We start from the raw sequence: 13,827 nt of genomic DNA on the forward strand, positions 1-13,827 counted from the left end.
CATACTGTAATTATAGCAGTTACAGATATATGCGTCAAGTAAAAAATATTTTCTATTTGCGGGAAACGTATAAACAGATATATATCTAAATACTTAACGAGGTATTTTACGAGTTTAGTATTTATGATATACTATTTACACTTGGTGAGGTATTTCCGAATCTAGTGTTCATGGTAACTATTTTCAGCAATTCAAATATCCCGCGCCGCTTCATTGCCCACGGGAATAAAGGAGGCAGAATGAATATGGAAATGAAAAGTGCAGCATTAATCGGACTTGGCGCAATGGGCGTGTTCTTCGCCCCGCGTATGGAGGAACATTTGGGCAGGGAGAATTTCTGCGTCATTGCCCGGGGAAAAAGAAAAGAGCGTCTGGAGAATAAGGGTGTAACCGTGAATGGAGTCAATTACCGGTTCCCGGTCTGTACACCTGAGGAAGGAACGAAAAAAGATCTGGTCATCATGGCGGTAAAGGACATGGGACTGGACCAGGCCATTGAAGATATCCGTAATTTCGTCGGGGACGGTACCCAGATCCTGTGTGTGATGAATGGCGTGGAAAGCGAAGAGAGGGTCGCTGCTGTTTACGGCTGGGAGCATGTCCTCTATTCTTATATGCGGATGTCAATTGTGATGAGGAATGGGAAAGCAGATTTCGACCCATACTGGGGCAAAGTGTACTTCGGAGAAGCAAAGAATGAAGTTCTGACAGAGCGTGTAAAGGCTGTTTTTGATTTGATGGAAAGGTGTGATATCCCTTATAAGGTAGAGAAGGATATGATGTGGGGGCTCTGGTTTAAATACATGTGCAATGTCGGTGAGAACCTGACCTGTGCACTGCTCGGAATCCCATTCGGAATGTTCCGGGACAGTGAGCCGGCCAATGAAATCCGCTGGGCAGCCATGAAGGAAGTACAGGCAGTTGCAAAGGCAAAGGGAATTATCATAACAGATGAGCAGATGCGCAGGCAGTATGACACGATATGCAGGATTCCGTATGAGAATAAGCCTTCAACTCTGCAGGATCTCGAGGCAAAGAAAAAGACAGAAATCGAGATGTTTGCCGGCAGCATGGTAAAGATGGGGAAAGAAGAGGGAATCCCCACACCCATATGCTGGATGTTTTTGGAAGGAATTAAGGTTCTGGAGGAGAAGAACCGTTAAGCTGTTTTTACTATGGAAACCCACAGAATATTTTGATTTCCTATCTGGACGGGAAGATTGAGTGAGTCAAAGTCCCCCCTCATTCCCCGCCCGCCTGATTAACACATCCCGGTTTAGAATGTGGTATCCGCAGGCCGATTTTTCCAGCACTTTTTCGCAGCAGAGCTGGTTTAAGAGGCGCAGCATATGCCTGTAGCTCATGCCAAGGGAGTATGCGGTATCTGTCAGGGTATCACGGAAGATTCCATTGTGTGACGCGTGCAGGATATAGGAACAGAGTCTTTCTTCTCCGGTGCACAGAGAGGCGGAGACCAGACTGTGCGAACTCGTGATTAGTTTAAAAGCGAGCTCTTTCCCGATAATATTTAAAAATTCTACATGATTTCTCAATGCTGCAGCATTCCTCTGGTAAGGGACTGCGATGCATTCAAATTCAGTGATGGCGATAACGGTGGCAGTTGCAGTATTTGCATCTGCCATCAGTTCGACATCCCCAAGTATCCCTTTAGACACATAATAGCATAAGACGAGATGTTTCCCGTTTGGAGTAGTAGAGCATACTTTTGCCCTGCCTGACAGGACGAGGTATAGATATTTTATGGGCATATCCTCCTGAATCAGTATTTCATCCGGATCATAGCTGAGACAGACACATGCTTCCAGCGGCAGATCAGACAGAGCGAATTCTTTTAATTTTTCATAATGTTTTTCAGTCAAAGGCCTTCTTTGCATTCTCTGTACCTCGCTTTTATCAATCCGAATGTTTTTAAATTTCTTGTCAAAATTCTTTTTTCCCGGCATCATATGATTACTATGACATATGTCATATGTAAACGTCAATCCTAATTCTATAATGAATCTATAAAGTATCAGTACGGGAGGTAAGGTAATGTACAACTTTTTAGCTCTTCTTTCAGGTTTGGCAATATCAGTTATGGTTTCTATTAATGGGAGTTTGTCGCAGAGACTTGGTGTTTTCTGGGCGACGGTGATTGTCCATGCGGTTGGCACCGTATTTGCCCTTCTGGTGTGTAAAGGGAAGAAGGCAGGAATACCAGGGAAGATATTCCATCCGCTGTGGATCTATGCAGGCGGTGCGGTTGGTGTCATGACGGTTGTGTTTAACAATTTCGCCTACGGGCATATCAGCATGACGAGCATCATCGCACTCGGTTTACTGGGGCAGACCGCGGCATCTCTGGTGATCGACAGCTTCGGATTTTTTGGAATGGAAAAATGTCCTTTTCGGAAATCAGTCTTTGCAGGGCTTGCCTTTTCCATAATTGGAATCATCATCATGCTGGACCATTCCGTGACAACGGGGGTTTTGGCGGTCATCTTCTCTCTCTTTTCCGGCATTACCGTAGTGCTTTCGAGAACAATTAATGCCCGCCTTGCACAGCAGATCGGTGAGATGCAGAGTTCCTTTGTCAACCACCTCGCAGGTTTGATTGTATCTGCCTTTACGGCACTGCTTTTCGCGGGTATCACGCCGGCATACACACTGGATTTATCAGGCACAAGGCCGTGGATGTATATGGGAGGAATGCTGGGAGTTATGGCCGTATACCTCTGCAACATTATCGTCCCGGCACTGCCGGCATTCCGTCTGACCCTGCTGACGTTTGTAGCGCAGGTATTTACGGGGATCATTATCGACCTGTTTTTCATGAATACATATTCGAAGACGACCTTTACAGGAGGACTGATTGTTGCCTTCGCAATGGCGCTGAATCTGATGATGGAGAAACGGCAGAATTAGGTGTGCCATTTTAACATCCCATAGTTAAATACAATATTGTGATATTTTCGGGGACTTTCGTTTTTTAAAATCGAAAGTCCTTTTTGTGCGTTTTTACTAAAGCAAAAATGCGATAAAATAGGACACAAGTCCCTTTTTATTTGGCGTTATTACTAAAAAATGCCTGATAATACCGTTTACTTTTCACAAAATGGATATGGATTTTTCAAAACAGGACATAAGTCCTTTAATCAGACGGACAAGCCGATATAATTTGCTTATGAGGCGTAAGCAAATGAGACATAAGCGCTTATCTGAAAAAGATAAAGTACATCAGGGCATATTTGAAACGGCCGACAAATTTATGAAGAGGTGATACGTTATGAGCACAGCATTCGAGGTTGTGACATCGAAGGGACTTACTTATGAACAAAAGGTAGTTGCACTTGCCCATGCGGCAGAGAATAGTCTGGATGTTTTGGACATACCGGAAAAGACAAGGCACTACATGGAGACCGGGGCCATCTGTGATCTGGATGAGGGACATGCGCCGTACCGTCCGCGCTACATCATGCCGGATTATGAAAAAGCGGTCAGAGAGGGCTGCCAGTTTTTGAGGCTGGAACCGCCGAAAGATCTGGATGAACTGCTTTCCTTCCTAATGATCTTTTACCGGCATGTGCCATCAATTACGAGCTACCCGGTATTCTTGGGAAATATAGACAAGTTGATTGAACCGTTCCTGGACGGGGTATCAGACGAAGAGGCAGCGAAAAAGATAAAGCTGTTCCTGATCTATCTGGACCGGACGATTACAGACGGTTTCTGTCATGCGAATCTGGGACCGGAAGAGACACGTGCCGGTAAAATCATCCTGACGTTGGAAAAAGACCTGCAGAACGCAGTGCCGAACCTGACCTTGAAATATGACCCGGATATCACACCGGACGCTTATGCAGAACTGGCATTATATACGTCCCTGTATTGTGCAAACCCCGCGATCTGCAATCACAGGATGCATAAAGATACTTATGGGGATTACGGGATTTCAAGCTGCTATAACATCCTTCCGATCGGGGGAGGCTCCTACACACTGACAAGGATCGTGCTGCCGAGGCTGGCGAAGGAGGCTGACAGCAGGGAACATTTCTTGAAAGAACTTCTGCCGGACTGCTTAAGGCATATGGGAGATTATATGAATGAGAGGATACGGTTCCTTGTAGAACGGTCCAATTTCTTTGAAAGTTCTTTTTTGTCCCGCGAGGGCTTTATAGACAGAGAAAATTTTCTGGCAATGTTCGGTGTTGTCGGGCTGGCAGAATGTACGAACATGCTGATGGATGATAAAAACAAGACATATGGACATGATGCGGATGCAGATGATATGGCAGAGGAGATTATGAACGTGATCGCGCAATATGCGGAGAATTCCGAGGCACTATATTCCGAAATCTTCCACGGACATTTTGCCCTGCATGCGCAGGTCGGTATCGACTCAGACCACGGAATTACCTCCGGCGTCAGAATACCTGTCGGTGCAGAACCGGACAGCATGTTTGACCACCTCCGCCACAGCGCGAGGTTCCATAAGTTTTTCCCGACAGGCTGTGCAGACATCTTTTCCTTTGACCCAACCGGACGCAATAATCCCGCGGCGGTGCTGGATATCGTTAAAGGCGCGTTCAAACTGGGCGATAAATACATCAGCTTCTATGCATCCGACAGCGATCTGGTGCGGATCACAGGCTACCTTGTGAAACGCAGTGATATGGAACATTACTATAAGGGCGAGGCGGTCCTTCAGAATACAGTCTACTTAGGCGGAGATAATTACCGCAACGCGCATCTTGAAAACAGGAAGGTAAGGTCGTCGAATTGAGGGCGCCGGTCAACAAGATCATCCCGCTGAGCGTGGTGGATGGGCCGGGAAACCGGACGTCCGTTTTCCTGCAGAAATGTAACATCGCATGTGCCTACTGCCATAACCCGGAGACACAGAGAATGTGCACCGGATGCGGCATCTGTGTGGAAAAGTGCCCGGTACAGGCATTGAGTCTGGTTCAGGAGAAGGGGCGGGATTTAGAAGGGCTTCCCGTGATCTGGGATGAGAAAAAATGTGTGCAGTGTGATACATGCATCCGGGTCTGCCCGTATTTCTCCTCACCCAAAATACACCTTATGGAGGTGGAAGAAGTTTTCAGTGAGATCAAGAAGAATCTTCCCTTCATCAGGGGGATTACCGTGTCGGGCGGGGAATGTACACTCTATCCTGAGTTTCTGACAGAACTGTTTACACAGGTAAGGGCAGAAGGACTGACCTGTTACATCGACAGCAATGGCTGTGTGGATTTCAGCAGGTATCCGGACCTGATGGACGTATGCGATAAAGTTATGCTGGATGTAAAGGCATGGGATGAGAATGTATTTTACAGTCTGACAAGAAGCAGCAATGAAACTGTTAAGAAAAATCTCATTTATCTGGCTAAAAGGCACCAGCTCGAAGAAGTGCGTATTGTATGTCTGGAGCCGGAGGTAGATGTAGAAGCCGTGATCCGGGGGATTGCAGGGAGTGTGCGGGAACACCTGGATGATTTCACATTAAAGCTTATTGCATTCCGCAGCCACGGAGTCAGGACCGCGTTAAAAGATGAGGAAATGCCATCTGGTGAACAGATGGAAAAATGGAGAGGAATTGCCGTAAACTGCGGCTTTTCGAATATACGTATTGTCTGAGACAGTACAGGAAACAAAGAAACCACTATTTTTAAGGAGGAAACAAGATTATGAAATTCAAGAAAGCAATGGCAATCGGACTGGCAGCAGCGATGACACTTTCACTGGCAGCATGCGGAGGTTCAAAGGACAAAGAGGAGAAGACTTCTGACAGCAAGACATCGGATAAGAAGAGCGATTATTCCGTAGCAATGATTACGGATACGGGCGGAATCAATGACCAGTCTTTCAACCAGTCGGCCTGGGAGGGGCTTCAGGAGTTAAGCGAAGAGACAGGCGCCGATGTAAACTATATCGAGTCAAAGCAGGCATCTGATTTCGTAACAAATCTGGAGCGTCTTGGAGACAGCGGGGCAACACTTCTCTGGGGAATCGGGTATGCGTGTGCGGACGCAGTACTGGAAGCGGCAGATTCAAACCCGGATCTCCAATATGCAGTTGTGGACAACTCCTATGAGGAAACCCCGGATAATGTGACAGGCGTTATGTTCCGCGCACAGGAGCCGTCCTTCATGGTAGGCTATGTGGCAGGAAAGACGACAGAGAGCAATAAGGTTGGGTTCGTAGGCGGTATCTCATCCGGCCTGATCGACCAGTTCCAGTATGGATACGAGGCCGGCGTACAGTATGCGGCAAAAGAGCTGGGCAAAGAGATTGAGGTTTCAGTTCAGTATGCAGAGAGCTTCAGCGATGCGGCAAAAGGAAAAGCGATTGCAAGCAAGATGTATTCCGACGGCTGTGATGTTGTATACCATGCTGCAGGCGGAAGCGGGACAGGCGTCATCGAAGCGGCAAAAGAAGCAGGCAAATGGGTCATCGGAGTGGACAGGGACCAGGCATATCTTGCACCGGATAATGTGCTGACATCTGCCCTGAAACTGGTTGGAAAAGCAGTAAAAGAAGTTTCTATGGAAGCAATGGACGGAGAAGAGATCGGCGGACAGACACTGACATTCGGACTGGAAGAAGAATGTGTCGGTATCTCAGAAGAGCATAAAAACATGCCGGAGGGCGTATATGAAGCCACTCTGGAAATCGGCGAGAAGATCAAGAGCGGGGAAATTGAAGTACCTTCTACAAAAGATGAATATGAGGCATTTATCACAAAGTAGGATAAGGCGAAAGGAGATAACGGTATGGCTGGGGCAAGCAGCGAATACGCGGTACAGATGCATGGGATCACGAAGAGCTTCGGTTCTTTCTATGCACTTCAGGATATGGAACTGAATGTAAAAAAGGGCAGCATCCATTCTCTGTTAGGTGAAAACGGAGCAGGGAAAAGTACATTGATGAATATCCTTTACGGTCTGTATCAGGCTGATGAGGGAGAGATTTTAATAGACGGAAAAAAGGTAGATATTAAAAACCCGAATGTAGCGATTGAACACGGGATCGGAATGGTCCACCAGCACTTCATGCTGGTAGACGATTTCACGGTGACGCAGAACATCATCCTGGGGAATGAAACAACGTCCCATGCGGGATTCGTGGATATGAAGAAAGCCAGGAAACAGATACTGGAGATTGTGGATAAGTATGGCCTGGAAGTCGAACCGGATGCAAAAGTCAGTGACATTTCCGTCGGGATGCAGCAAAGAGTTGAGATTCTGAAGGCATTGTACCGCGGCGCCCAGCTGCTTATCCTGGACGAACCGACGGCCGTCCTGACACCTCAGGAAATCGAGGACCTGATCTCGATCATGAATAATCTGGTAAAGGACGGCAAGGCAATCATTATTATTACTCATAAGCTGAAAGAAATTAAGGCATCCTCGGATACTTGTACAATCATCCGCAGGGGGAAATATATTGATACGATACCGGTGAAGGATGTAACGGAGAATGAACTCGCAACCCTGATGGTTGGCCATGAGGTAAATCTGGTCGTGGACAAGACACCGGCGAAACCGGGCGAAGTCGTGTTCGAGATTCAGAATCTGGTTGTGAAAAATGACCGAAAGCTGGACGCAGTCAAGGGACTGGACCTGAAGGTAAGGCGCGGGGAAATCGTCGGAATCGCAGGCATAGACGGCAACGGGCAGAAGGAACTGATTGAGGCGGTCAACTGCCTGACACCGGTTGTTTCCGGAAGTATTCTGATTAACGGAAAACACATCGAAAACACCTCGCCGAGGCGGGTCATAGACAGCGGTGTCAGCACCATTCCGGAGGACCGTCAGAAGCGGGGGCTCGTACTGGACTTTACGGTCAATGAGAATGCAGTTCTGGAGCAGTACAGAACCGCACCGTTTTCGGAAAAGGGAATCCTGAACAAGAAAGAAATGGAAGCATTTACAAAGAAGCTGATTAAAGAGTACGATGTCCGCCCGGAGGACTGCGGCCCGAAGAGGGCGGGCGGACTGTCCGGAGGGAATCAGCAGAAGGTAATTATCGGGCGTGAAATCGCGATGAACCCGGACCTGCTGATCGCAGTACAGCCTACGAGGGGACTGGATGTAGGAGCCATCGAGACAGTACATAAGACCCTGATTCGGGAGAGGGATAAGGGGAAAGCGGTGCTTTTGATCTCCTTTGAACTCGACGAGGTCATGAATGTATCTGATACAATCGCAGTCATATATGACGGAAAGATTCAGGATACATTTGCACAGGGTACTGTGGATGAAAACACGATCGGTCTGTTGATGGCAGGAGGAAAGAATCATGGATAAAACAGCGAAAATACTGAAAAAACCATTTACGATGACGATCATAGCCATTCTGTGCGGCTTCCTTGTGGCGGGGATTATTCTGTCCATTGCCGGATATCCGCCGTTTCATTCCCTGAGTGTGCTGATACAGGGAGTTTTTTCCGGGCCGAAGCACATATCGAATGTCATCATCAAGAGTACGCCGCTGATCCTGACAGGGATTGGTGTCGCATTTGCTTTCAAGACCGGCCTGTTCAACATCGGGGCGGAAGGCCAGTTTATCATGGGATGCGTGGCATCTACAACAGTCGGGATCGTCTGTGATTTCCCGGCCGTGATACAGATTCCGCTTGTACTAGCAGCGGGAGTAATTGCAGGTGCCGTATTCGGCGGGCTGGTAGGGTTCCTCAAGGCTAGATTTGGGATTCACGAGGTACTGACCAGTATTATGTTTAACTGGATTGCACTGTATTTTTCCAACTGGATCTGCAACCTAGAGCGGTTCCACAAACCGGATACGATCGGTACATACCCGGTAAACGAGTCCAGTTATACCATGATTCTTGGTAAATGGAAGACGACAAAGGAAGGGAAGGAAGCCCTCTTAAGCAGTGATTTCCTGAAAGATACCATTCTGAAGACAGACGTGAATGCAGGCTTCATCGCAGCGATTATTCTGGCAGTGCTTGTCTCATTCCTTCTATATAAAACTACGAAGGGATTCGAATTAAGAGCGGTGGGTGCCAACCGGTATGCGGCAGAATTTACCGGTATCAACGTGAATAGAAATATCCTTCATTCTATGGTCATCTCTGGCGGAATCTGCGGACTGGCGGCTGCATTTTATATTACGGGCAACTCTCCCCACGGGATCGCCACACTGGCGGCTTTTGAAAACACAGGATTTAACGCCCTTGGCGTCTGTCTGATTGCAGGAAGTTCACCGGTTGGATGCATTTTCGCAGGACTGCTGTTTGGAGGCCTTTTGTACGGCGGACAGTCACTCCAGTATGAAGTTGGGGCGCCGTCCGAGATCATTAACATTGTCATCGGCGTTATCGTATTTTTTGTGGCACTGACACATATCATTCCGCCGCTGGTGGAGAGATTTTCTAAAGGAGGGAAAAAACATGCTAAGTAGTATCACCTTATTTATCGGCATTACACTGATGTATTCCACTCCGCTGGCGTTTGCGGCTTTGGGCGGCGTGATCTCCGAGCGTTCTGGTGTGACGAACCTTGGTATTGAGGGAATGATGACCATCGGTGCATTTACGGGTGCAACGGTTGGCTATTTTACAGGGAGTGCATGGGGCGGTTTCCTTGCGGCAGGGATTGCAGGCGGGATGATTGCACTTCTGCATGCATTTGCATCCATCACATGCCGGGCAGACCAGACCATTTCCGGTATTGCAATCAACCTGATCGGACCCGGCGTGGCGCTGTTCCTCTGCCGCCTGCTGTTCGACGGGGCGACGATGTCCGTGCCGGTTACAAACAAGATTCCGAAATTGTTCGGCAGTGCCGGTATCACAGGCGCACTGAAGAACCTGAACGTAGATGTGACCGTAGTGCTTGCACTTGTCTTCGCAGTTGTGCTGTGGGGATTCCTTTACAAGACAAAATGGGGCCTTCATATCCGTTCCGTTGGAGAGCATCCGGCGGCAGCAGATACAATGGGGATCAATGTTTATAAAATCCGTTACCTGTGCGTCATAGCCTCCGGGATACTTGCCGGTTTCGGCGGCGCATCCATGACGCTCGCGATTATCCCGCAGTTTACACCGACAGCCATCAGCGGGCAGGGATTCATCGCCCTTGCGGCCGTGATCTTTGGAAAATGGACACCCCACGGTGCTTACGGCGCCTGCATCCTGTTCGGTGCGGCACAGGCACTGACAGTGATACTGGGAGGCGGTTCTTTCCAGGTTCCTTCCGAAATACTTGCCATGCTCCCGTATATCATCACCATCATCATCCTGATCCTGTTTGTTGGTCGTTCCGCAGCACCAAAGGCAAGTGGACAGCCATACGAAAAGGGGGCAAGGTAACACTGCCGGGGCACTTTCTTTTTGGAACTTCAGATGGTAGAATAGGGTATAACAGTAAATGACAAAATAAGGAGAGACAGATGAATGAAGTTGTTGAGCTGATCGATGAACTGCATACGAAGGAGAGAGACTACCTGAATAATTATCTGGCGAATGCACCAAAATGGCTTTTGGAGGCATTTCAGATTGTCCGCATAAAAAAAGGAAATGCATTCATTCATGAGAATGCTTATGTGGATACGGTATATATCCTTGTAGAGGGCGTGGTCAAGGCGACAGACTACCGTGTGCAGGAAATCGCCTATGACTATGCGCGGTTCTATCCGGTGGAAGTCTTCGGTGCAATGGAATTTCTGATGGGTTATGAGGAGTACAAGACCACCCTGATCACAGAGACAGACTGCCGTTTCCTGCGGGTGTCCAAGGACCAGTTTGCCAAATGGATGCTGACGGATATCCATGCGGTGTTAGAGCAGGTCAAGGCGATGAGTGTGTATCTGCTCGAGCAGGTGAGGAAGGAACGCCTTTTCCTGTTCTTACAGGGGGCGGACCGGCTTTTTCTCCTGTTCATGCAGATTTACCAGAAGTCGGCGAGACATAAGGTGTGCAGGATCAGACTCACAAGAAAGGATCTCTCCAACAGTACAGGACTATGTATCAAGACCATCAACCGCTGCGTGAAGAAGATGGAGGAGGACGGGTATATCTCGAGGGAAGGAAGAACCATCGTGATCGACAGGGACCAGTACCAGAGAATCAAAGCGGTCGTTTCCGAAAAGATTGATGAAGTGGAAGTATAGGAAGGAGCATGCAAGGATGATTAATTATTCAGAAAAAGAAGGAAAACAATACCACATTCAGGTAGGAAAAGGGGATGTGGGGAAATATGTCATCATGCCGGGGGACCCGAAAAGATGTGAGCTGATTGCCAGATATCTTGACCATCCCGTTCTGATGGCGGACAGCCGTGAATATGTTACCTACACAGGGGAACTGGACGGCGTGAAGGTCAGTGTGACCTCGACCGGAATCGGGGGACCGTCTGCATCCATCGCGATGGAGGAACTGGTTATGTCCGGTGCGGATACCTTTATCCGGATCGGCACGAGCGGGGGCATGGATATTGATGTAAAGAGCGGAGATATAGTCATTGCAAACGGGGCTATCCGCATGGAAGGTACGAGTAAGGAATATGCGCCGATCGAATTTCCGGCGGTTCCGGATTTTGATGTAACAAACGCACTTGTCAGTGCGGCGAAGAAATTAGATCAGACATACCATGTAGGTGTGGTGCAGTGCAAAGACTCCTTCTACGGACAGCACTCACCGGAAACCAAACCGGTAGGATATGAGCTGATGAATAAATGGGATGCCTGGGTGAAGCTTGGCTGCAAGGCGTCCGAGATGGAGTCTGCCGCGTTATTTATCGTAGCAAGCTATCTAAAAGTACGTGCGGGTTCCGTATTCCTTGTTCTTGCCAATCAGGAGAGGGCGAAGCAGGGACTGGATAACCCGGTCGTGCACGATACGGATGCGGCAATCCGCGTGGCAGTGGAGGCTGTCAGAGAATTGATTAAACAAGATTTGGGAGGAAAATAGAATGGAAATGACACCAACCGCACATAATGGTGCTGTGAAAGGGCAGATTGCAAAAAAGGTACTGATGCCGGGAGACCCGCTTCGTGCGAAATATATCGCAGAGACATATCTTGAGAACCCGGTCTTATTTACCACGGTCCGCAATATGTTCGGCTATACAGGAACCTATAAAGGAGAAGAAGTATCCGTCATGGGCGGTGGTATGGGGATGCCTTCGATCGGCATTTACTCCTATGAACTGTTTCATTTTTATGATGTGGACCAGATCATCCGCATTGGATCTGCCGGGGCGCTTCAGGACGATGTAAACCTGATGGATGTCGTGATCGGCATGGGGGCCTGCACAGATTCCAACTACGCTTACCAGTACGCTCTGCCGGGGACCTTTGCCCCCATCGCGGATTACGGGCTCGTCAGAAGGGCCGTGGAAGTGGCGGAAGAACAGGGAACACCGGTGGCAGTCGGCAATGTGCTGTCCTCTGACGTGTTCTACAATGCAGATGCTTCGGTTAATGATAAATGGCGCAGCATGGGTGTACTTGCGGTTGAGATGGAGGCGGCGGCCCTGTATATGAATGCCGCGGCGGCTGGGAAGAAAGCGCTCTGCATGCTGACGATCTCGGATCTGATTTATAAAGAAGGAAAATTAAGCGCCGAAGAAAGGCAGTTAGGTTTCCGCAAAATGATGGAGATCGCCCTTGCCATATAAACTTATGAGTAACTCGTTTGTTACTGTGAACACCCGAAGGGTGTTCACAGTATACTTTAATTTTTCGGGCAAATAGTAATTTCCCGCAGTCAGGAGGATGAAAATGGATATAAAAGAGATTTTAAAATGTGTGGACCATACACTGCTCTCTCAGGGGGCAACGTGGGCAGAGATACAGAAAATATGCGATGATGCAGTGGAATACGGTACGGCATCCGTATGTATCCCGCCGTCTTATGTGGCACAGGCAAAGGAGTACGTGAAGGATAAGATGGCTGTCTGCACGGTGATCGGATTTCCGAACGGGTACCAGACCACAAAGACAAAGGTATTCGAGACACAGGATGCACTGGACAACGGAGCCGATGAGATCGACATGGTTATTAACATTGGCTGGGTGAAGGACGGAAAATATGACCTTGTAGAGGAAGAGATACGTGAATTGAAAAAAGTGTGCGGCAGCAAGGTCCTGAAGGTGATCATTGAAACCTGCCTCCTGACGGATGAAGAGAAGGTCAGAATGTGTCAGGCCGTAACAGATGCGGGGGCGGATTATATCAAGACTTCCACAGGCTTCTCCACGGCAGGGGCCACGTTTGAGGATATCGCGCTGTTTGCGGTGAACGTAGGGGAGCATGTGAAGATCAAGGCAGCAGGCGGCATCAGCAGTCTGGATGATGCCGAGAGGTTCATCGGGCTCGGCGCTGACAGGCTGGGAACGAGCCGCATCATAAAACTGGCAAAGGAGAGTGGAGTGAATGCTGCCGGTTAAAGAATTGATTGAACAGGCAATAGACGCGATGGGATATGCGTACACACCGTATTCTGGTTTTAAGGTGGGCGCAGCGCTGCTGGCAAAAAACGGGAACGTATATCAGGGCTGTAACATAGAAAATGCGGCATATACACCGTGCAACTGTGCCGAGCGCACCGCTTTTTTCAAGGCGGTGAGCGAAGGAGTGAAAGAATTCGAGGCGATCTGCATCGTGGGAGGCAAAAACGGTGTTCTGACAGAACTGACCCCTCCCTGCGGCGTGTGCAGGCAGGTGATGATGGAATTCTGCAGGCCAGAGGAATTCCGGATTATTCTCGCCACGGACACAGCGCATTATGAGATCCATACGCTTCGGGAAATGCTCCCGATGGGATTCGGGCCGGATGCTCTGGCGTAAAGAAATGG

14 protein-coding genes are annotated in these 13,827 nt (G+C 48.6%); 13 read left to right on the plus strand and 1 reads right to left on the minus strand.

What is annotated here, in order from left to right; all coding sequences use genetic code 11:
- Positions 1-245: 245 nt before the first annotated feature.
- Complete coding sequence (locus DWX43_RS01930; RefSeq protein ID WP_118618530.1) at positions 246-1,163, plus strand: 2-dehydropantoate 2-reductase; 918 nt, start codon at positions 246-248, stop codon at positions 1,161-1,163.
- A gap of 66 nt (positions 1,164-1,229) precedes the next feature.
- On the opposite strand, the gene DWX43_RS01935 is transcribed toward DWX43_RS01930, so the two are convergent.
- A complete protein-coding gene (locus DWX43_RS01935) occupies positions 1,230-1,880 on the minus strand; it encodes a cyclic nucleotide-binding domain-containing protein (RefSeq protein WP_243099230.1) in 651 nt (216 codons plus the stop codon).
- A gap of 172 nt (positions 1,881-2,052) precedes the next feature.
- On the opposite strand from DWX43_RS01935, the gene DWX43_RS01940 reads away from it, so the two are divergent.
- From DWX43_RS01940 to DWX43_RS01995, 12 genes are all read left to right on the plus strand, one after another.
- Positions 2,053-2,925 carry a DMT family transporter gene (locus DWX43_RS01940; protein WP_109731561.1) on the plus strand — a complete coding sequence of 291 codons (873 nt, stop codon included), beginning with the start codon at positions 2,053-2,055 and terminating at the stop codon, positions 2,923-2,925.
- 361 nt (positions 2,926-3,286) lie between these two features.
- Positions 3,287-4,783, plus strand: a complete 1,497-nt coding sequence (locus DWX43_RS01945) for a YjjI family glycine radical enzyme (protein WP_118618454.1) — start codon at positions 3,287-3,289, stop codon at positions 4,781-4,783.
- Positions 4,780-5,637 carry a YjjW family glycine radical enzyme activase gene (locus tag DWX43_RS01950; protein ID WP_118618456.1) on the plus strand — a complete coding sequence of 286 codons (858 nt, stop codon included), beginning with the start codon at positions 4,780-4,782 and terminating at the stop codon, positions 5,635-5,637. The genes DWX43_RS01945 and DWX43_RS01950 overlap by 4 nt, the downstream gene beginning before the upstream one ends.
- A gap of 50 nt (positions 5,638-5,687) precedes the next feature.
- Positions 5,688-6,749, plus strand: a complete 1,062-nt coding sequence (locus DWX43_RS01955; protein WP_109731564.1) for a BMP family ABC transporter substrate-binding protein — start codon at positions 5,688-5,690, stop codon at positions 6,747-6,749.
- A gap of 24 nt (positions 6,750-6,773) precedes the next feature.
- Positions 6,774-8,309 (plus strand): ABC transporter ATP-binding protein, encoded by a 1,536-nt coding sequence (locus DWX43_RS01960; RefSeq protein WP_118618458.1) that lies wholly within the window; start codon positions 6,774-6,776, stop codon positions 8,307-8,309.
- Positions 8,302-9,429 (plus strand): ABC transporter permease, encoded by a 1,128-nt coding sequence (locus tag DWX43_RS01965; RefSeq protein ID WP_109731566.1) that lies wholly within the window; start codon positions 8,302-8,304, stop codon positions 9,427-9,429. The genes DWX43_RS01960 and DWX43_RS01965 overlap by 8 nt, the downstream gene beginning before the upstream one ends.
- The gene (locus DWX43_RS01970) at positions 9,419-10,339 is read left to right on the plus strand and encodes an ABC transporter permease (RefSeq protein ID WP_109731567.1); all 921 of its coding nucleotides are present in this window, start codon (positions 9,419-9,421) and stop codon (positions 10,337-10,339) included. The genes DWX43_RS01965 and DWX43_RS01970 overlap by 11 nt, the downstream gene beginning before the upstream one ends.
- Positions 10,340-10,419: 80 nt before the next feature.
- Positions 10,420-11,139: a Crp/Fnr family transcriptional regulator gene (locus tag DWX43_RS01975; protein WP_109731568.1), complete on the plus strand. Its 720-nt coding sequence runs from the start codon at positions 10,420-10,422 to the stop codon at positions 11,137-11,139.
- Positions 11,140-11,155: 16 nt separating this feature from the next.
- A complete protein-coding gene (gene udp / locus DWX43_RS01980) occupies positions 11,156-11,938 on the plus strand; it encodes a uridine phosphorylase (RefSeq protein WP_109731569.1) in 783 nt (260 codons plus the stop codon).
- Between the two features lies 1 nt (position 11,939).
- Positions 11,940-12,647, plus strand: a complete 708-nt coding sequence (gene deoD, locus DWX43_RS01985; RefSeq protein WP_118618460.1) for a purine-nucleoside phosphorylase — start codon at positions 11,940-11,942, stop codon at positions 12,645-12,647.
- A gap of 103 nt (positions 12,648-12,750) precedes the next feature.
- Positions 12,751-13,419, plus strand: a complete 669-nt coding sequence (gene deoC / locus DWX43_RS01990; protein WP_182440596.1) for a deoxyribose-phosphate aldolase — start codon at positions 12,751-12,753, stop codon at positions 13,417-13,419.
- On the plus strand, positions 13,406-13,819 hold the full coding sequence (locus DWX43_RS01995; RefSeq protein WP_109731572.1) for a cytidine deaminase: 414 nt from the start codon (positions 13,406-13,408) through the stop codon (positions 13,817-13,819). The genes deoC and DWX43_RS01995 overlap by 14 nt, the downstream gene beginning before the upstream one ends.
- Positions 13,820-13,827: the final 8 nt, after the last annotated feature.

Origin of the sequence: Clostridium sp. AF19-22AC, from assembly GCF_003479085.1 — a bacterium.
GTDB classification, from domain to species: domain Bacteria; phylum Bacillota; class Clostridia; order Lachnospirales; family Lachnospiraceae; genus Faecalicatena_A; species Faecalicatena_A orotica.